General features: G+C 58.7%; 19 protein-coding genes. 13 read left to right on the top strand and 6 right to left on the bottom strand.

Annotated features, from left to right (window positions below; translation table 11 throughout):
• Positions 1–80: 80 nt before the first annotated feature.
• Positions 81–1,871 (bottom strand): ABC transporter ATP-binding protein, encoded by a 1,791-nt coding sequence (locus tag QPM17_RS05095; protein WP_285389326.1) that lies wholly within the window; start codon positions 1,869–1,871, stop codon positions 81–83.
• 83 nt (positions 1,872–1,954) lie between these two features.
• The gene (locus tag QPM17_RS05090; protein ID WP_285389323.1) at positions 1,955–2,407 is read right to left on the bottom strand and encodes a YaiI/YqxD family protein; all 453 of its coding nucleotides are present in this window, start codon (positions 2,405–2,407) and stop codon (positions 1,955–1,957) included.
• A gap of 280 nt (positions 2,408–2,687) precedes the next feature.
• Here QPM17_RS05090 and QPM17_RS05085 point away from each other — a divergent pair, with 280 nt between their 5' ends.
• The 3 genes from QPM17_RS05085 to QPM17_RS05075 are packed head-to-tail and all read left to right on the top strand — an operon-like array spanning position 2,688 to position 4,205.
• The gene (locus QPM17_RS05085) at positions 2,688–3,272 is read left to right on the top strand and encodes a histidine phosphatase family protein (RefSeq protein WP_285389321.1); all 585 of its coding nucleotides are present in this window, start codon (positions 2,688–2,690) and stop codon (positions 3,270–3,272) included.
• A gap of 39 nt (positions 3,273–3,311) precedes the next feature.
• Positions 3,312–3,650: a zinc ribbon domain-containing protein YjdM gene (locus QPM17_RS05080; protein WP_285389318.1), complete on the top strand. Its 339-nt coding sequence runs from the start codon at positions 3,312–3,314 to the stop codon at positions 3,648–3,650.
• Between the two features lie 36 nt (positions 3,651–3,686).
• A complete protein-coding gene (locus QPM17_RS05075) occupies positions 3,687–4,205 on the top strand; it encodes a phosphate-starvation-inducible PsiE family protein (protein WP_285389315.1) in 519 nt (172 codons plus the stop codon).
• Between the two features lie 26 nt (positions 4,206–4,231).
• Here the strand turns inward: QPM17_RS05075 and QPM17_RS05070 are convergent, their stop codons facing one another.
• A complete protein-coding gene (locus QPM17_RS05070; RefSeq protein WP_285389312.1) occupies positions 4,232–4,891 on the bottom strand; it encodes a tellurite resistance TerB family protein in 660 nt (219 codons plus the stop codon).
• Between the two features lie 218 nt (positions 4,892–5,109).
• On the opposite strand from QPM17_RS05070, the gene QPM17_RS05065 reads away from it, so the two are divergent.
• Positions 5,110–5,622: a copper chaperone PCu(A)C gene (locus tag QPM17_RS05065; protein WP_285389310.1), complete on the top strand. Its 513-nt coding sequence runs from the start codon at positions 5,110–5,112 to the stop codon at positions 5,620–5,622.
• 39 nt (positions 5,623–5,661) lie between these two features.
• On the opposite strand, the gene QPM17_RS05060 is transcribed toward QPM17_RS05065, so the two are convergent.
• Complete coding sequence (locus QPM17_RS05060) at positions 5,662–6,195, bottom strand: host attachment protein (RefSeq protein WP_285389309.1); 534 nt, start codon at positions 6,193–6,195, stop codon at positions 5,662–5,664.
• A gap of 258 nt (positions 6,196–6,453) precedes the next feature.
• Between QPM17_RS05060 and QPM17_RS05055 the strand changes: the two genes are divergently transcribed.
• A complete protein-coding gene (locus tag QPM17_RS05055) occupies positions 6,454–7,023 on the top strand; it encodes a hypothetical protein (protein WP_285389306.1) in 570 nt (189 codons plus the stop codon).
• A 1-nt stretch (position 7,024) separates the two neighbouring features.
• Here QPM17_RS05055 and QPM17_RS05050 read toward each other — a convergent pair whose 3' ends face one another.
• Both QPM17_RS05050 and QPM17_RS05045 read right to left on the bottom strand, forming a co-directional pair.
• Positions 7,025–9,424, bottom strand: a complete 2,400-nt coding sequence (locus QPM17_RS05050) for a DUF748 domain-containing protein (RefSeq protein WP_285389305.1) — start codon at positions 9,422–9,424, stop codon at positions 7,025–7,027.
• 144 nt (positions 9,425–9,568) lie between these two features.
• A complete protein-coding gene (locus QPM17_RS05045) occupies positions 9,569–10,009 on the bottom strand; it encodes a universal stress protein (RefSeq protein ID WP_285389303.1) in 441 nt (146 codons plus the stop codon).
• Positions 10,010–10,205: 196 nt separating this feature from the next.
• Between QPM17_RS05045 and ndhC the strand changes: the two genes are divergently transcribed.
• The 8 genes from ndhC (at position 10,206) to nuoI (ending at position 19,359) form a co-directional block, all read left to right on the top strand.
• Positions 10,206–10,622, top strand: a complete 417-nt coding sequence (ndhC, locus tag QPM17_RS05040) for an NADH-quinone oxidoreductase subunit A (RefSeq protein ID WP_285389302.1) — start codon at positions 10,206–10,208, stop codon at positions 10,620–10,622.
• A gap of 69 nt (positions 10,623–10,691) precedes the next feature.
• Positions 10,692–11,369 carry an NADH-quinone oxidoreductase subunit B gene (locus QPM17_RS05035; RefSeq protein ID WP_285389301.1) on the top strand — a complete coding sequence of 226 codons (678 nt, stop codon included), beginning with the start codon at positions 10,692–10,694 and terminating at the stop codon, positions 11,367–11,369.
• Positions 11,370–11,419: 50 nt separating this feature from the next.
• The gene (gene nuoC / locus QPM17_RS05030; protein ID WP_285389299.1) at positions 11,420–13,192 is read left to right on the top strand and encodes an NADH-quinone oxidoreductase subunit C/D; all 1,773 of its coding nucleotides are present in this window, start codon (positions 11,420–11,422) and stop codon (positions 13,190–13,192) included.
• 2 nt (positions 13,193–13,194) lie between these two features.
• A complete protein-coding gene (nuoE, locus tag QPM17_RS05025) occupies positions 13,195–13,707 on the top strand; it encodes an NADH-quinone oxidoreductase subunit NuoE (protein ID WP_285389297.1) in 513 nt (170 codons plus the stop codon).
• Positions 13,704–15,065, top strand: a complete 1,362-nt coding sequence (locus tag QPM17_RS05020; protein WP_285389296.1) for an NADH-ubiquinone oxidoreductase-F iron-sulfur binding region domain-containing protein — start codon at positions 13,704–13,706, stop codon at positions 15,063–15,065. The genes nuoE and QPM17_RS05020 overlap by 4 nt, the downstream gene beginning before the upstream one ends.
• An 8-nt stretch (positions 15,066–15,073) precedes the next feature.
• Positions 15,074–17,791 (top strand): NADH-quinone oxidoreductase subunit NuoG, encoded by a 2,718-nt coding sequence (gene nuoG / locus QPM17_RS05015; protein WP_285389294.1) that lies wholly within the window; start codon positions 15,074–15,076, stop codon positions 17,789–17,791.
• Complete coding sequence (gene nuoH / locus QPM17_RS05010) at positions 17,788–18,765, top strand: NADH-quinone oxidoreductase subunit NuoH (RefSeq protein ID WP_285389291.1); 978 nt, start codon at positions 17,788–17,790, stop codon at positions 18,763–18,765. Before nuoG ends, nuoH begins: the two co-directional genes overlap by 4 nt.
• Positions 18,766–18,774: 9 nt before the next feature.
• The gene (nuoI, locus tag QPM17_RS05005) at positions 18,775–19,359 is read left to right on the top strand and encodes an NADH-quinone oxidoreductase subunit NuoI (protein ID WP_285389290.1); all 585 of its coding nucleotides are present in this window, start codon (positions 18,775–18,777) and stop codon (positions 19,357–19,359) included.
• Position 19,360: the final 1 nt, after the last annotated feature.

Raw genomic sequence — 19,360 nt, 5'->3', positions numbered from 1 at the left:
TTCTGAGGGCCTGCAGAATAATCTAAATGCGAATTACTATCAATACATCTCTGGTGTTTTTGGACGGCCGTGGCCAGACGTTATGCCTGGCCGGTCTGCACCCGCCACTGAGCAGCATAGGCGCCGCCGTTCTCCAGCAGGTCTTCATGACGCCCGGATTCCCGAATACGGCCACCGTCAACCACAGCTATGGTGTCTGCGTCCACAATGGTAGAGAGACGGTGGGCGATCATGATCACGGTGCGATTATGGCCGATGCGTTTCAGGGAGCGCTGTATGGCTGCTTCGGTTTCGTTGTCGACGGCACTGGTGGCTTCATCCAGTACCAGAATCGGCGGGTCTTTCAGCAATGCGCGGGCAAGGGACAGGCGCTGGCGTTGCCCACCTGAGAGCCTTACCCCCCGTTCACCCACCGCCGTCGACAGGCCTTCCGGCAGCGCCTCGATGAAAGACCAGGCTTCGGCGGTTTTTGCTGCCTCGATGATCTGCTCATCGCTGGCGCCGGGGTAACCATAGGCGAGGTTGTCGCGAATGCTGCCCTCGAACAGGTACACATCCTGGCTCACCAGCCCGATGGCTTCCCGCAGGGACTTGAGGCTGACAGACTGAATGGGCTGCCCGTCGATGCGAATCTGGCCGCCTGTTGGATCATAAAACCGCAGCAGCAACTTGATCAGTGTCGACTTTCCGGAACCGGTTGCGCCTACCAGTGCCAGGGTGTTTCCGGCCGGTACCTGAACCGATATACCGTCAACACCGGCGCCGCTGGAGGGGTAGTGGAAGCTCACATTGTCGAAGGTGACTTCGCCTTTTACCGGTTTTGCCAGCGTTTCGTCAGAATCATCACGGACATGCACCGGCTCGGCCAGCAGGTCGAGAATGCGACGGGTGCTGGCCATGGCCCGTTCAAACAGGTCGATCACTTCCGCGAGGCCGGTCAATGGCCACAACAGACGCTGGGTCAGAAACACCAGAACGCCATAGGCGCCAACGTTCAGGGTGCCTTCCAGTGCCATCATGCCCCCGACGGTAAAGGTGGCCAGGAAGCCCGCCAGAATCGCCATGCGGATCACCGGAATAAACGCCGAACTGATGCGGATTGCCTTGCGGTTGGCCTCAACATAGGCTTCGCTGGACGCTTTCAGGCGCTCGGCTTCACGCTGTTCCGCGGTAAAGCTTTTGATGGTGGCGATGCCGCCGAGGTTGTTGGCCAGGCGGCTGGACAGGTCGCCCACCTTTTCACGCACATCGGCATACAGCGGGCCGGCCTTGCGCTGGAAGTAAAAGGCGCCCCAGATGATCAGTGGAATGGGCGTGAACGCCAGCAGGGCAATCAGTGGTGACAACACGAAGAATACCGCCCCAACGGCAACCACCGTCACCAGTACCTGGATCATGGCGTTGGCGCCGCCGTCCAGGAACCGTTCAAGCTGGTTGACGTCGTCATTCATGGTGGCGACCAGTTGGCCGGAACTGCGGGCTTCAAAGAAGCTCATGTCCAGTTTCTGGGCGTGCTCGTAGGCATCCTGCCGCAGGTCGGACTGCAGGCGTTGGGCGAGATTGCGCCAGAGGATCTGGAACAGGTACTCGAATACGGATTCGCCGGCCCAGATGAAGAAGGTGAGAACCGCCAAAATGGTGATCTGTTCCTGGGCGGTCTCGAAGCCCAGGCCTGCCACAAAGCTCTCTTCCTTGTTCACCACTACATCTATAGCGACGCCGATGAGGATCTCCGGGGCGATGTCGAACAGCTTGTTGATAACGGAGCAGGTGGTCGCCGCAATGATCTGGCGGCGGTAGCCTCTTGCGTAGCGCAGGAGTCGGCCGAGAGCGGCAAAGCTACTGGTGGTTTTGTGGCTGTTAGAGGACATACTCCGCTTTTCTCCCTGGAAAGCTGCAGGCATAAAGGCGGGAAGGGTAGCGGATTTGTCCCGGTTTTAAAATGGAATCATTATCACTTACGGGCGTTCTGTTGCAGCCAGCGGTCGAGTTTGTCGGCAAATTCCTTACGGTCGGTCTGGCCAAATGGCGCCGGGCCACCGGTTACCTGGCCGGCGTTTCGCATTTCTTCCATAAAGTTGCGCATGGCCAGGCGCTGGCGAATATTCTCTTTGGTAAAGGCCTGGCCCCGCGGGTTGAACACATCCGCGCCTTTTTCGATTGCCTCGGCAGCCAGGGGGATGTCCTGGGTGATAACCAGGTCGCCCTTGTGCATCTGGTCCATAATTTCGTTGTCGGCCACATCAAAGCCCTGGGGAACCTGACGGCGTTTGATGTAAGGGCTCGGTGGCAGGTTGATGGCATGGTTGGCGATGAAGGTGGTGTCTATCTGCCAGCGGGCGGCGGCGCGGCAGAGGATTTCCCGGATGGGCACGGGGCAGGCATCGGCGTCGACCCAGATTGGCATGGCTGGTTCCTTCTTGGTTCGGTTCTGGGGGGAGTTTACCTTTTGTTGATGTGAGCCTGGTAGGGTTGGCCCGCGTATTACTACCATTAGCTTGTACTTGGCGGGCTTGCGCCCTTGGGAGGGGCTTTCCAAAAACCGCTACAAGCACTTCCCTGTGCGCTTGATTCCGGCCATCCATGGCCTCCAACATTTTTGGAAAGCCCCTCCCAAGGGCGCGATCAGGCTGCGGAGTGATATCCACGATAGCAGGGGGAATCCAGACTAAAAGGCAGGAAAATCAATGAAAATATCTAGCGTTTCAACTGTATTCTTTGCTTTAGTTCTTGGCCTTGGTTTCACTTCAGGGGGTATCGCGCAGGCTGGTGAGTCAGAAGCCTGGGAAGCGCTCCGGGAGGGCCGGGCGGTTTTGATGTTGCGGCATGCCCTGGCGCCGGGTACCGGGGACCCGGATAACTTCAAAATCGACGACTGCTCCACACAGCGCAATCTGAACGACAGGGGCCGGGAACAGGCTCGTGCCTGGAAGCCGTATCTGGCGGAGCATGGCATCACCGAAGCGCGGGTGTTCAGCAGTCAGTGGTGCCGGTGCCTTGAAACAGCGCGGGAAATGGACCTTGGGCCGGTGGAGGAGATGACGTCGCTGAATTCGTTTTTCCGCAATCGTGGTGATGGGTCGATGCAGACTGGGCAGACCATTGCGATTGTTAATGAGCTGGAACCCGGGCCGCCGGTGGTGCTGGTTTCGCATCAGGTGAACGTGACGGCGCTGACGGATGTGTTCCCTTCGTCTAACGAGGGAGTGGTGATCGCGCTGCCGCTGTCTGATAACCCGACAGTGCTGGCGAGGGTTTCGCCGGAGAGGTAGTGATATAATCCTGCGCTCATTCAGTTGACAGGAAATGACATGTCCCAGCTTCCCCCTTGCCCCGAGTGCAACTCCCAATACACCTATGAAGACGGCATTCAGTTTGTATGCCCTGAATGTGGGCATGAGTGGAGCGAGGCAGAAGCCGCTGTTGCTGAGGCTGTTTCGGCCGTTCGTGATGCCAACGGCAATGAACTTCAGGAAGGGGATACGGTCACGGTGATCAAGGATCTGAAGGTCAAGGGTTCCAGCTCCGTGGTAAAGGTTGGCACAAAGGTAAAGAACATCCGTCTTGTGGAAGGTGACCACGACATCGACTGCAAGATCGACGGCATTGGTGCCATGAAACTGAAGTCTGAGTTTGTCAAAAAAGCCTGATTCGCAGTATTCATCGGGGCTTAACGGAGAAATCGAATGGCCGATCACGATAAAGATGCACCGCCTGCTCAGCCACCAGCGCCGGAGAGGCGGCACGAACTGCATCAGGAGCTTCCGGTTGATTTTCCCGATCCGTTTTTTCGCAGCCTGCACCGGGTTATACGCTTTGCGATTCGGGTGCTTGCAGTACTTATGGTCGCGGTTATTCTCTGGGGCGTTGGCGATGTTGTTTACATTATCTACGACAGACTGATTACGCCGCCTTTCCTGCTGCTGAATATCAACGATATTTTCTATACGTTCGGGGCGTTTATGGCAGTGCTGATCGCCGTAGAAATCTTTATTAATATACGGCTCTATCTTGGTACCAATGTCTTTCCTGTGCAGTTGGTTGTCGCTACCGCGCTTATGGCCATTGCCCGGAAAGTCATCGTGCTGGATTTCGAAACACTGACTCCCATGTACCTGATCGGTATTGCCGCCACCACACTGGCGCTAGGTGTTACCTATTGGCTGTTGCGGCAGGGCAACCAGTATCACAACTGGGATGACTGATCGCCCTTTGTGCGTAGGATGCCGGGTTATACGCGCGCGGCAACCTGAACCTGTTGTTCCAGCTCCCGGGCAAGGCCTGGTTCCAGTCTGAGGGCGTTTGCCAGCTGGTCCAGCCACGCCCGTTCCATAGGATTCTGATCGTCGATCATTACCGCACTGACGATGTAGATTTCGCGGCTGGCCTGGGGTGAGTCTGCGCTGCGGGCCAGGGCATTGGCGTCCAGAGGGGCGTCGAACTGCTGCTGGATCCAGGCGTGCAATTCGTCATCCGGTCCGAGTTTTTCGATCTCCTGAGTAAGCAGTGCGCGCTCATTGGCATCGATATGGCCGTCGGCCCGAGCCGCCATGATCATGGCCTGCAGTATTTCCAGGCCCCTTTGTTCCTGTTCGTTGCCCTGAAGCTGTTCCAGGGGCTGGCCTTGCCGGGCGTTGTCGCTTACCTGCCCGGACGATTGCGCCTGGTAGTTCTGATAGGCCTTCCACGCCAGCACACCAATTCCCGCCGCGGCACCGTATTTCAGCGCCGTGCCACCCATTTTCCGGCCGCGCTTCGACCCCAGCATCAGCCCGACAGCACCGCCGCCAAGCAGGCTTTTAACGTCGACACCTCCGAAGCCTCCACCGGTACCGGGCTGGCTACCAGACGTCTGGTTCATCAACTGCTTGAGAATGTTCATGGCGTTCATCTATTCACCCCTGCGTGGCGTCTATGGTTAAGCTGGTCTTTTTAGTGGAAGGTATTTCCGTATCCGCTGGTATGACCGACACTTTCAGTTTTGGTGCCCGAATGGAAAACACCGGATGCAGGGCCATCGGTAACACTTGTCATCAGGGGCGGTGAAAGTGACACTATATCCATTCCTTCTCCCAACCTAGTGATGACAAAACCATAAAGCGAGGCTCCATGAAAACACTCACCACACTGGCCGCCCATGCACTGTTGGGCCTCAGCCTCCTGGCAGGCACACTCTCCACTACCGCACTGGCTCAGGAATACACCGAAGGCAAGATCGCCATCGATTACCCCTGGAGCCGCCCAACACCGCCGGGCGTCCCCATGGGGGTTGGCTACATGGCGATCACCAACCATGGTGACAGCGACGTGACCCTCATTGATGCCAGTACCTCCAGGGCAAAGAGCGTATCCATCCACGAAAGCACCATGAAAAACGGCACCATGAGCATGCGCCCGCTCAAAGAAGGCCTGACCATCCCCGGCGGTGAAACCGTGGAACTCAAACCCCACAGCTACCACCTGATGCTGGAAAAACTGCAAAGCCCGCTGAAAGAGGGGGAGAGCATTCCCCTGACCCTGAATTTCGAGGGTGCTGCGGACATGGACATCAGGCTGGATGTCAAACCGCTGGATGGTGGTATGCAGAAAAAGGAGCCCGGAATGGACCATTCCGGGCATTGAGGGGCGAAGGGCAAAGCGTCACCTTGCCCTTGTAAGCGATCATGGCCCGCCCACGCTGGGCCGCTTTTCCCGGGGCAGGAAGCCATCCTCCGCCAGTTTGAAATGTAGCTCATGAGGCGGAAGGTTCGCGAGATCCCTGTCGACCTCTGTTAGCGTTACCTCGTCTGTTGGAAGGGCCTTGAGCTCCGGTCTCAGGATTCCAAGCATCTGGCTTTCGGCACAGAGTATCAGACGGCTTACGTTTTTTTCGCGGATGACCTGCTTAAGGTCGGCCACGATATCTTTGGCAAACTGCCGGTTGGCCCGATGCTCGCGTTGGTCGCGGTGCTCGTCGTAATTGTGGTGAGGTATACCCGTGGTCTGGCCTGCAATCTGGGCCCCCTGATGCTCGCGATTCGCCCCGCGACGGGTGTCGCTCCAGATCTCACTCTCATGTGCCTTGTGCTCCGGGTTGGAGAGCGTCTTACGCTCAGTCAGGTATGGAGACCTTTCCAATTCCGGTGTTTCAGAGGATTCCAGTGTGAAAATCCGGGCTTTCGCCAGTTCTGCTGCAATAACACAGTAGTCAGCCATGTTGTGCCTCCAGGTTTGTTCCGTTGTAACTGTTCAGCCACTGTTGAACCGCTTTCCGGGAGTTGGCCTCTACTTGAGATGTCTGGTTGTGGGGAAGGCATTTCAAGGGGGAGTACAGATCGATTCCACAACAATGGTGGTGGTGCTATCGTAAAAGTTCCATGAACCGTCTCCTTTGTAGTGCTCGGTTGCGTTCCCGCCAGGCGGGCAACCGCCAGAGCGGAGAGGATGCTCTACAACAACAGGTAAGGGGGTTTTATGTTACTGCTTGATAAAATCATTGATGCTCTTTCCGATCTCGTTGTCACCCTCCCAAAGAAAAACCGTGAGAACAGGAAAGAGATAAGAGAGGTCGTTCTCTCAGTGCAAACGGAGATGGAAAGAGCTATCGAGTTGGCCATACTGTATATCGATGGCACTAAAAGAATTATCCCTGACCAGGAATTGATTGATCATCTCCAGGGGGCATCGAGCAATCTGATGAGTTCCTACAATGAATTCAAGATCTGTGCAGGTCTTTATGGGCTGGCAGATCGATTCGATGAGGTGTTTTCTTCCATTAGGGGCTCTATAAATATAGGGCAGATAAAGGCTGTGGAAGACCTGATCAGAGATTTGGCCAATGGCGAAAGCCTGGTTGTCGATGGCCTGAGGGGCATCACAGAAAAAATGTATGTATATGGCAACGAACTGAGCAGTCTGTCAGGAGATGATTTCGACCAGAAAAAATCCGAGATTTTTCAGAGACTGAATCTTGAGGTTCAGACCATGAGATCACAACTCAATGGATTCAGGAAATCAGTAAGGGATATCCTGAAGCTTATGTAAATCAACGCGCACTGATGCCAACTTCCATGGCAATGCGGTCTCCGGCGACGGAGTCGATCTCTTTTGGCTCCAGCAGGCGAACCCGGTCGTCTGCAATGCCGGTATCCCCACTTGGCTTGACCAGAGCGTCCCGTGCCGCTGAGGCGCGGGCGTTGGCGATGGCTTCGAGCTCATCGTCTTTAACGGGTTGTGCGGCGGTGACCCGTTCGGCGAGGTAGTTGCGATAGGCCAGGGCGTCCAACCCCGTTCCGTCGGATGACTCATTCTGTTTTTCAGTGAAACGCGCCCGGACGGTCTCCAGGTCAGCCTCCGGGTAATACGTGCTAAACATCGTCTCGACAATGCCCTGGCTGGACTCAGCCGTCAGGCTGGGCTCCGCGACTTCGCGGCCCGCCTTCTCCAGGCGTTGCCGCAGGTCTTTGATGGCTTTCTCGCGCCGCAGGGCCGGGCCGTCAAAAGTGCGGCTGAAGGGGCCGGCGAGTTCCAGGACCAGTGCCGGGCGCTTGTTGAGCGCCTCACGGAGCCTGGCTATGCGCTCGCGTTGGGGAGGGAGCAGGTCGGTGCGACCTTCCGGGAATTCAACCTTGCCAAGGTCCTCTGACTCTGCGCCCACGAGTCCTGCCAGAAAGCTGAAGGGCGCCTTGATGACAGACATAATGGCGTTTCCCAGGGCCTGGCGAATGACCTTGTTGAAGTCGAATTCCGGGTCGCCGACATTCCCGGTCACCGGGAGGGTGAGATCAATAACACCGTCGCTGTCCTGGAGCAGGGCTATGGCCAGGTCCAGTGGCAGGTCCATGGCGTCGCTGGACGCCATCTTTTCACCAAGTTTCAGGTCCTTGAGCACCAACTTGTTTTGTCCTTCGAGTTGCTTTTCCCTGACTGTGTAGTCGAGATCAAGATCCATGGTGCCCCCCGCGATCTTGCGACCGGCGAAGTCCACTGTGTAGGGGGAGTATTCCGGGATCTGAAGATTGCGGAACTTCAGCTGCACATTGGTCTGGCGCATGGGGTGCCAGGCATGGACGGCGCCCTCTACGTGCGCCAGGCCGAACTCTGCAACCTGGCCCTCCAGCTTCACCCGTGCAGGCTCGGCCGAGGTAGAGCTCAACGTTGATATCTTGCCGCTCAACGTGTGGATGCTTGTCGAGAAGGGCAGCGGCAGTGAGTAATCCGCAAACCGCAGGGCGCCGTCGGTCAGCTCAATACTTTCAATGGCAATACCGAATGGGGCGGTTTCCTCGTCTGTGGCCGCTGCTGCTTCATTATCCTCGGCGTCGCCCGGGGGCTTCGCCATGATCTGCCCGAAGTTGGTGGTCTGGTCCTCATGGATAACTACCCGGCCAGTCAGACCGTCGAGGATGATGGAGTCGGTCTCAAGCTGTCCCTCCTTGAGGCGCAGGTCAAGTTGTTCGGTCTGAAGGCTTCGCCACCCGATGAGTGGCTCGTCATTGGGGCCCTCGCTGATGCTCAGTGCGCTGATCCCAGCGGAGCCCTGGAATGCAAAGGGTTGCTGGGCATCTGTGTGAATCTGGCCGTTCAGGGTCAGTGTCCCGCTACCGAGCTCTACGTCCACGAACTGCTGCAGGTAGGGGGCGACCTGCATCAGTGCCAGCTCATCGATACGGGCACTGCCTGCCAGGGCGGCGGTGGGCAGGAGTTGAAGCGTACCGTCAAAGGTCAGCATGCCGCCTCCTTCAAGCTGTCCTTTCAGGTGCAGAGGAAAGCGCGTCCCTTTTCTCAGCTCGAACTCCTTGATGGATACTCCGATATCCCGCAGTGCCAGCGACACCTGTGTCGGCTTGTCAGTGTTAGCCGCCGTGGTCTCCAGATTGTCAGCGAAGCGCAGAATGCCGTCATTAAGGTACAGCTCGTTGATCCGTAGCGCAGGCAATGGCGCAGGCTCATCTTCGGCCCGGGGGTTATCAGGTGGCTGGGCGGCCAGCCTGGAGAGGCGGGTTTCGCCCGAGGCGAAGTGTTCTTCCTGAACCAGTGGTTTGTCGAATTGGATTGTTTCGAAGATCCAGGCTCTGTCGATGGTGCTCGACCAGGCAAGATCAATGAAGAGCCGGTTCCAGCCGAGCAGTTGCCGGTTGTCGATATCATCAAGTGCAAGTCCGTCGATCCGGAGTGTCAGTGTGTAGGGGTTGGTCTGTACCGACTCTATGCGCAGTTCGCGCCCAAAATCTTCTTGGGCAGTGTTCACTGCGACGTACTGGATGATCCAGGGCAGCGCAAAAAAACCCAGCAGGGTGTACAGAACGACCAACACAAGCAGCCAGAACCGGATCCGGCGCGGTGAAGTCCATCCTGTTCGCAGGTAGCCGCCAAACCGGCGGAGTGAACCGCTGTGCATCAGATCACGACCATTGGAATGAGACATACTACAAAGTGTAGACATGCCTGTGCCTAGCGGCCATATGTGTGAAATTCTGGAAAAGTACGGCCTGAGCCACCAGTTGTGCCCAGCCTGAACGAGGACGATTGCCCTTGGTCCCCGCGTTTCTGCTGGCGGGGGCTTCCATGCCCCGGACCAGAATCGATGTTATTCGCTTACTACGGTAACCGGCCCATTGGCATGCCGGACTACCTTTTCGCTTACGCTGCCCAGGGTGAGGCTGCGAACCAGTGAGTGGCCGCGTCTTCCCAAGACCATGTGAGCCCCCGGATTTTCTTCCAGGTATTCGATGATTTCCTCGGCAGGATTACCTCTGAGGAGAATCACTTCCTTGGGCTCCGCTTTGTCACTCACGGCTTCTCTGGCGGCATCGAACACCTTACGCGCGTACTCTTCTTCTTTTTTCTCAAGTTCATCAGGCCTTACGCCACTGATAATCAGCTTCTGTGCCTTTGAACCCGGAAAAACAGACAGGAGTCTGAGCGGATGGCCGGTGGCTTTAGCCAGATCGGCTGCTGTTTTTGCCGCGTGAATGGACTGTTCTGAGCCGTCACAAGCGACCACTATGCACTGAGTACCTTTGGCCATTATATCCTCTGCGTCTCTGTTGAATGTGTTATGAACTTAGCATTAATTCCTGCGTCCTTCGAATGCTGGGTGGTTGAACCGCGCCACGACCATTATTTGCGCAATCGTCAATCCACTGTTAGGTTTTTAAATAGAGCTGCATTCTGAAGCACTACCGGTTTCCCGACGGCAGCGTGCTTGCTGCCATGGAGAGCGCATGGCTGACACTGTCACCGATCTGGTGGCCCGCTATTGGGCTACGGGCTTTTTTATTATAGCCTCACTGGGCCTCTGTGCCTCTATGGTGGGCACTTCGAGCCTACTGGGTGGGCGCAGCCAGGGTGTCAGTAAACCGCTTCCTTTCGAGTCAGGCATTGTCGGTACTGGCCATGCCCGTCAGCGCTTTTCCGTCAAGTTCTACCTCGTTGCGATGCTGTTCGTGATCTTTGATATCGAGGCTGTGTTCCTGTTTGCCTGGGCCATTGTCATCCCTGACGTGGGCTGGACCGGGTTCTGGGGCGCAGCAGTTTTTATCCTGATCCTGCTGGCCGGTCTGCTATATGACAGTCGTACCGGCGCCCTGGACTGGGCGCCGGAATCATCCAGCGGCAGGCCCCGTCATCCGGCAGGCTGATCCAACGTTCCTGATAGATGCGTGGGCCGTCGGTGGCTTCACCGCTGAGTCCACTGCATGGAGAGCCATATGTCCTATACCCTGACCAGTGCAGAGCAGAAGACAGAAGGCAGCACCCGCTATCCGGTGCAACGGCAGGAGCCGGCTGAGGACCCGGTCAAGCGCCAGCTTGAGCGCAATGTGTTTACCGGCAAACTGAGCGAGGTGCTCCATTCCGCGGTCAACTGGGGCCGTAAAAACTCCCTTTGGCCCTACAACTTCGGGCTGTCCTGCTGCTATGTGGAGATGACCACCGCCTTTACGTCGCCCCATGATATCGGGCGCTTCGGCTCGGAAGTGATCCGGGCCTCGCCCCGGCAGGCGGATTTCATGGTCATCGCCGGTACCTGTTTTATCAAGATGGCGCCGGTCATCCAGCAACTCTACGACCAGATGCTGGAACCCAAGTGGGTCATCTCCATGGGCTCCTGCGCCAATTCCGGTGGCATGTACGACATCTATTCGGTGGTTCAGGGCGTCGACAAATTCCTGCCGGTTGATGTCTATGTTCCCGGTTGCCCGCCTCGCCCTGAGGCTTTTCTGCAGGGCTTACGGCTTCTGCAGGACTCAATCCAGGAGGAGCGCCGGCCGCTATCCTGGGTATTGGGGGAGCAGGGCGTCTACCGAGCCGAGATGCCTTCCCAGCGGGAAAAATGGCGTGATCAGCGTATCCAGGCCACGGAACTGAGGACACCCGACAAACTCTGACGCCGTTCGCTGTCGTTTCACCACTGATTTTCAGGAGTTGAAATACGACCATGAACATGGAGAGCATCAGTAACCCGGACGCTACCGGTGACAATCTGGCCGGCGCCCTGAGAAGGGATTTCGGTGACCGTGTGCTCCACGAGCAGCACACTTTCACCGGTATGCCCGTGGTCTGGGTGACCCGGGATGCGGTGACGGATGTGCTCGGCTACCTGAAAAGCCTGAGAGCGCCCTTTGACCTGCTCTACGACCTCTCGGCGACCGATGAGCGTGTTCGCAATGATCGCGAGGGTCTGCCGCCGGCCGACTTCACGGTGTTCTACCAACTGCTTTCTGTCACCCGCAATGCAGACATCATGCTGAAAGTTGCGCTTTCGGAGGATGACCTGAGCCTGCCCACAGTGACCGGGGTGTTCCCTGCGGCTAACTGGTATGAGCGGGAAGTCTGGGACATGTTCGGTATCACCTTTGCCGGTCATCCCCACCTGGCGCGTATCCTGATGCCGCCGACCTGGTCCGGCCATCCTTTGCGCAAGGACTACCCGGCGCGGGCCACCGAGTTCGATCCCTATACCCTGACAGTGGAGGGACAGCAGACCGAGCAGGAGGCCATGCAGTTCGAGCCGGAAGCCTGGGGGATGCAGCGGGAACGTGACGGGGTCGAGTTCATGTTCCTGAACCTGGGGCCCAATCATCCCTCTGCCCATGGCGCTTTTCGCATCGTGTTGCAGCTGGACGGTGAGGAAATTGTCGACTGTGTGCCGGATATCGGCTACCACCATCGGGGTGCGGAGAAGATGGCCGAGCGCCAGTCCTGGCACAGCTTTATTCCCTACACCGATCGCATTGATTACACCGGCGGGGTGATGAACAACCTGCCTTATGTGCTGGCTGCGGAAAAGCTGGCGGGTATTGAGGTGCCGGACCGGGTAAAGGTGATCCGGGTGATGATGGCGGAAATGTTCCGTGTTACCAGCCACCTGCTGTTTCTGGGTACCTATCTACAGGATCTGGGGGCCATGACCCCGGTGTTCTACACCTTCAGTGACCGGCAGCGGGGCTATGAGGTCATTGAAGGTATAACCGGCTTTCGTATGCACCCGGCCTGGTACCGCATTGGCGGGGTCATGCAGGACCTCCCCCAGGGCTGGGAGAAGCTGGTGCAGGGCTTTCTGGACTGGATGCCGGCACGGCTGCGGGAGTATGAGCGCGCGATGATGGAAAACGCCATCGTGCGCGATCGCACCCGCCATGTGGCTGCCTTCAGTACCACCGAAGCCCTGGAGTGGGGCGTTACCGGGCCTAATCTGCGGGCGACCGGCTGCAACTTCGACCTGCGCAAGCAGCGGCCCTATTCCGGCTATGACCAGTTCGATTTCGAGGTGCCCCTGGGCCACAACGGCGATGTATTCGACCGGGGCCAGCTGCGCATCGAGGAGATGCGCCAGAGCCTGAAGATCATCCAGCAATGTGTGAACAACATGCCCGCCGGTGACTACAAGGCGGACCATCCGCTGACCACGCCACCACCCCGGGAGCGCATGCTGGAGCATATCGAAACCCTGATCACCCACTTCCTGCAGGTGTCCTGGGGGCCGGTGCTCAAACCCCAGGAGTCCCTGCAGATGGTGGAGGCCACCAAGGGTATCAACAGTTACTACCTGACCAGTGACGGCAACACCATGAGTTACCGCACCCGTATTCGTACACCGAGTTTTCCGCACCTGCAGCAGATACCGTCGGTGATTCGAGGTGGTTTTGTTCCGGATCTCATTGCCCACCTGGGCAGCATTGATTTCGTGATGGCAGACGTGGATCGCTGATAATGGCAGACACACCACAGACAACCGAACTGATCGCCAGCGACAGTTTCGAACTTGATCCGGCAGACGAAGCCGAGATCCTTGAGGAGGTTGCGCACTACGAGCGGCCCCAGGCTGCCTGTATCGAGGCCCTGAAAATAGTCCAGCGCAGGCATGGCTGGGTGCCAGATGGCGCCATCGATGCAATTGCCCGGGTGCTGGGTATCGGGCCAGGTGAGGTGGAAGGCGTGGCCACTTTTTACAGCCTGATCTTCCGTCAGCCGGTGGGGCGCCACGTACTCCTGGTCTGCGACAGCAGTGCCTGTTTTCTCACCGGCTTTGATGAACTGAAGCGGGCATTGGTGAACCAGCTCGGAATTGATTACGGCCAGACCACTGATGATGGCCGTTTCACACTGTTGCCGGTTTGCTGCCTCGGTGCCTGCGATGGCGCGCCGGCGCTGATGATTGACGAAGACACCTATGGCCCGGTATCCCCCGATGACCTGCCGGGCCTGCTGGAGGATTACCCATGAGTGTGTCCATTGGCAGCCAGGGGGATTCGGTGCGTTATCGCAGCCGGTTGCAGCAACCCGAGACAGAGCGACACCCTGACACCCATCCGCTGACCTGGCGGTTGCGGGACGATGGCGAGGTGATCTGGCTTGAGGAATATCTGCGCAAGGACGGCTATGAGTCGGTTCGCAGGGCGCTGGCTGACCGCGACCCCCAGGCCATTATCGCCACCATGAAGGACGCCAATGTGGGTGGTCGCGGTGGTGGCGGCTTCTCCGCCGGGCTCAAGTGGAGCCTGACCCTGCAGGGGGAGGACATACCCCGGGGTTATCTGATCTGCAATGCCGACGAGATGGAGCCGGGCACCTTCAAGGACCGGTTACTGATGGAGCAGCAGCCGCATCTGCTGATTGAAGGCATGATACTGGGCGCCCTGGCCAACAATTCCTGCTTTGGCTACATCTTCCTGAGGGGTGAATACGTCACGGCGGCGCGGGTGCTGAAGCGGGCTATCGAAGAGGCCCGGCATGCCGGCTGGCTGGGCGCTGATATCAACGGCAGCGGCTTCGATTTCGACATTATTGTGCACACCGGTGCCGGGCGATACATCTGCGGCGAGGAAACTGCGCTGATCAATTCTCTGGAGGGCAAGCGCGCCAACCCCCGGACCAAACCGCCGTTCCCGGGGCAGTCCGGAGCCTGGGGCAAACCCTCGGTGGTGAACAACGTGGAAACCCTGTGCAACGCGCCAGGGGTGATCCTCAATGGTGCCGACTGGTACCAGGACCTCTCCGGGGACAGTACCGACAATGGCGGCACCAAGCTCTACGGCATTTCCGGGCCGGTGGAAAACCCCGGCCTGTGGGAGCTGCCCATGGGCACAACCGGAGCCGAGATCCTGGACCGGGCTGGGGGCATGCGTAACGGAAGTGAGCTCAAGACCTGGCTTCCCGGAGGTGCCAGCACCGGCTTTCTGCTACCGGAACATCTCGATCTTCCCCTGGATTTCAATACGGTTGGCAAGGAGGGCAGTCGCCTTGGCACCGGCCTGATGACGATGGTGCCGCAGGAGCAGAGCCTGGTGGCGCTGTTGCGCAATCTGGAGGAGTTCTTTGCCCGGGAATCCTGTGGCTGGTGCACGCCATGCCGCGACGGTCTGCCCTGGGCCGCCAAATTGCTACGGGCCCTGGAGCTGGGGCAGGGTGAGACCGGCGATATCGAACTGCTGGAGAAGCTGGCTGCGGACTGCGGCCCAACCCTGACCTTCTGTGCCCATGCACCCGGTGCCGCGATGCCCCTGCATACGGCGTTGAAGCATTTCCGGCATGAGTTCGAGCAAGGGATCAGCAAACCAAGGATTAAAGCGGTAGAAGGATAGGCAGGATCATGGCAACGATTCATGTGGATGGACAAAGCTACGAGGTTAACGGAGCCGACAATCTGCTCCAGGCTTGCCTGTCCCTGGGCCTGGACATTCCGTATTTCTGCTGGCATCCCGCCATGGGCAGCGTGGGTGCCTGTCGCCAGTGTGCCGTACGCCAGTACAAGGACAAGGATGACGACAGGGGCATGCTGGTGATGTCCTGCATGGCCCCGGCGGCTGACCAGACCCGAATCGACATCGAGGATGAGGAAGCAAAGGCCTTCCGCGCCAGCATCATTGAGTCGCTGATGATCAATCACCCCCACGACTGCCCGGTCTGCGAGGAGGGTGGCCACTGCCATCTGCAGGACGTGACGGTCATGACCGGCCATGACCGCCGCCGTTACCGGTTCAGCAAGCGCACCCGCCGTAACCAGTTTCTGGGCCCCTTCATTACCCATGAGATGAACCGGTGTATTACCTGCTACCGCTGTGTGCGTTTCTACAATGACTACGCCGGCGGCACCGATCTCGGCACTTTCGGCAGCAAGGATAATGTCTATTTTGGTCGTTATGAGGAAGGCACACTTGAGAGCCCCTTTGCCGGCAACCTTACCGAGGTGTGCCCGACCGGTGTTTTTACTGACAAGAGCCATTCAGAGCGCTACACCCGCAAGTGGGATATGCAGTTTGCCCCCGGCATCTGCCACCAGTGCGCGATGGGCTGCAATATCAGCCCCGGGGAACGCTATGGCGAAATTCGCCGGATCGAGAACCGCTACCATGGCGAGGTGAATGGTTACTTCCTCTGTGATCGCGGTCGCTTCGGCTATGGCTACGTAAATCGCACCGACCGCCCCAGTGTGCCTGAGCGGCGGGAAGCGCCGGACAGCGAACCAGTCAGTCTGGGCGTGGATGATGCCCTGGCTCAGGTAAGCGAGGCCCTGCGACACGCTCGCCGGGTTATTGGCATTGGCTCACCAAGGGCCAGCCTGGAGAGCAATCACCAGCTGCTGACCCTGGTAGGCGTGGACAACTTCTCAACGGGCATCGAAGCCCGGGAACAGGCCTGCCTTGAGCAGATGAACCATCTGCAGCGACACGCCGGTCTGCCAACCCCGACGCCCCGGGAGATTGAAGATCATGATGCGATGCTGGTTCTGGGAGAAGATCCGGTGCAGAGCGCAGGCCGGCTGGGCCTGAATCTGCGCCAGGCAGCCCTGGCTCGCAGTAAGGCGCTGGGCGAAACCATTGGTGTACCGGACTGGAACGCCGAGGCTCTGAAAACCCTCGCGCAGGACCGCTATTACCCGCTCTTTATCGCCTGGCCTGCGCCCACGGATCTTGATGATGTGGCCGAAGCCCGCCACGCCCTGGGCCCGGATGATATTGCCCGGCTTGGCTTTGCGGTAGCCCATGCCATCGACCCGGTTGCGCCGGTGGTGGAAGGTCTTTCTCCCGCGCTGACCGAAGCCGCCGGGCGCATCGCCAGGGCGCTGATGACGGCGGAGCGGCCGCTGGTGGTCAGCGGGGGCTCACTGTGCTCCGGGGCCGTACTTGAGGCGGCGGGCAGTGTGGCCCGGGCCCTGTCACGGCGGGCAAAAAAGGCAGGTATGGTGCTGATCCGCCGGGAAGCCAATAGCACGGGGGTGTCCCTGATGGGCGGCCAGCCCCTGGACTGGGTATTGGACGAGCTGGCCCAGGGGAAGGCCGATGCCGTGGTTGTGCTGGAAAACGACCTCTACCAGCGCCTCCCTGCCCAGAGGGTGGATGCAGCCCTGGCGCGGGCGGAAATAGCCGTTGTATTGGACCACCAGCGCACGGCCACTGCCGCGCGGGCACACTTCCTGTTATCTGCCGGCAGCTTCGCCGAGTCAGATGGCACACTGGTGAACCTGGAAGGCCGTGCCCAGCGATTCTTCCAGGTATACCAGCCCGCCTATATGCGCCCGGAGACACGCATCCGCGAAAGCTGGCGCTGGTTACATGCCCTGGGCGCAAACCTGCGGGGCGAAACGACGGGCGAGATCAACCTGGATACCGTTGTCCGCGACTGCGCCGAGGCCCATCCGGCATTGGCCGGCATGGTCGATGCCGCGCCGGACTCCCACTATCGTATCGACGGCCAGCGACTGGCCCGGGAGCCGCACCGGTACAGCGGCCGTACGGCCATGGTTGCCGATCAGAATGTCAGTGAACCAAGGGTACCACAGGACCCGGATTCGGCCTTTGCCCATTCCATGGAGGGCTACAGCGGATACCAGCAACACCGGCAACAGATACCGTTTGCCTGGGCGCCGGGCTGGAACTCACCCCAGGCGTGGAACAAGTTTACTGATGAGGTGGGGGGCCACCTGCGTGGTGGTGACCCGGGGGTGCGCCTGATTCACCCGGTACCAGGGCAGGGCCGCTATAGCCAGCCGATTCAGGGTACCGAAAGCCCGGAGGCCCTGAAGGCCCTGATCCTGCCCCGGCTATTTGGCGGTGAAGAGACGTCTGCCCGGGCCACGCCTATTCGGCAGCGCACGGAATTACCCTACGTCATCCTGAGTCCTGATGATGTTCTCCGGCTGGAGTTGAGGGCCGGCGATGTTGTCACCATTGATGGCGTGACAAAACTGCTGCTCCATGAGCAGGATAACTGGCCCACCGGTTGGGCAGGCCTTCCCGCCGGGCTGATTGGCGGACTGCTGCAGGGCGACACCATTGCGGTGGGCCGGGTGTCGGGAGGTGAGCCATGAGCTGGTGGACTCCACAACTGGCGACTGTCCTGTGGGCCATGTTTCAGGCACTGCTGATTCTGCTTGGTACCGTCTTGTTGAGCGCGGTTCTGACTGTTGTCGAACGCAGGTTGTTGGGCTTGTGGCAGGATCGACACGGGCCCAATCGGGTAGGGCCATTTGGCACCCTGCAGCTGATTGCCGACATGCTGAAGATTTTCTTCAAGGAAGACTGGATACCGCCGTTCGCTGATCGGCCGCTGTTTGTGCTGGCGCCGATTATCGCTTTTTCCTCACTGCTGATGTCTTTTGTGATTATTCCCATCACCCCGGGCTGGGGCGTGGCGGATATGCACATCGGGCTACTGTTCTTCCTGGCCATGGCAGGTATCAATGTCTACGCCGTATTGCTGGGAGGCTGGGCCAGCGGCAACAAATACGCCCTCCTGGGTGCTATGCGATCCTCCGCCCAGACCCTGTCTTACGAGGTGTTCATGGGCCTGTCACTTATGGGCGCGGTAGCGCTGGCGGGCTCGTTCAATCTTCGGGATATCGTTGCCGCACAGGAGGGGCTGTGGTTTGTGATTCCCCAGTTCTTCGGGTTCGCCACCTTTCTGATAGCCGGTATTGCAGTCACCCACCGTCATCCCTTCGACCAGCCGGAAGCGGAGCAGGAGCTGGCGGACGGTTACCACATTGAATACTCCGGGATGAAGTTCGGCCTGTTCTTCATTGGCGAGTACGTGGGGATGGTGTTGGTGTCGGCACTTATTGTCACCCTTTTCTTTGGCGGCTGGCATGGACCCTGGCTGCCACCGATTGTGTGGTTTGCGCTCAAGACAGGCTTCTTTCTGATGCTGTTTATCCTGTTGCGGGCATCGCTGCCACGACCCCGCTACGACCGGGTAATGAGTTTTGGCTGGAAGGTGTGCCTGCCGCTCACGCTGATCAATTTACTGGCCACCGGGGCGGTGATGCTCCTGGTGCGCTCATAGGGAGGACTTATGGAAGAAGAGAAAGTCCCACTGATCCGATCCTTGCTCTCAACCTCTTTCCTGAGGCTGGTACCGGCTACCTGGTCGCAGGTGCGCACCCTGGGCATGGTGTTCATGCACAGTTTCCGCAAACGGGAGACCGTGAATTACCCGGAAGAGGAAGTTTACCTGCCGCCACGTTACCGGGGCCGTATCGTGCTGACCCGCGACCCGGATGGTGAGGAGCGTTGCGTGGCCTGCAACCTGTGCGCTGTGGCCTGCCCGGTGGACTGCATTTCACTGCAGAAGGGGGAGCAGGAGGACGGCCGCTGGTATCCGGAGTTCTTCCGCATCAATTTTTCCCGCTGCATTTTCTGCGGCATGTGCGAGGAAGCCTGCCCCACCTCTGCCATCCAGCTGACGCCGGATTTCGAGATGGGCGAGTACGATCGTCAGCAGCTGGTGTATGAGAAGGAAGACCTGCTGATTAATGGGCCCGGCAAGGATCACGACTACCACTTCTATAAGGTGGCGGGCCTGGCCATTGGTGGCAAGGACAAGGGCGAGGCAAAGAACGAGGAGGCACCGGAAGATGTGCGCACGCTTCTGCCCTGAC

The organism is Marinobacter azerbaijanicus, assembly GCF_030250645.1.
Lineage (GTDB): Bacteria > Pseudomonadota > Gammaproteobacteria > Pseudomonadales > Oleiphilaceae > Marinobacter > Marinobacter azerbaijanicus.
The sequence above is the reverse complement of the archived record's forward strand: the minus strand, read 5'-3'. Positions and strand labels throughout refer to the sequence as shown.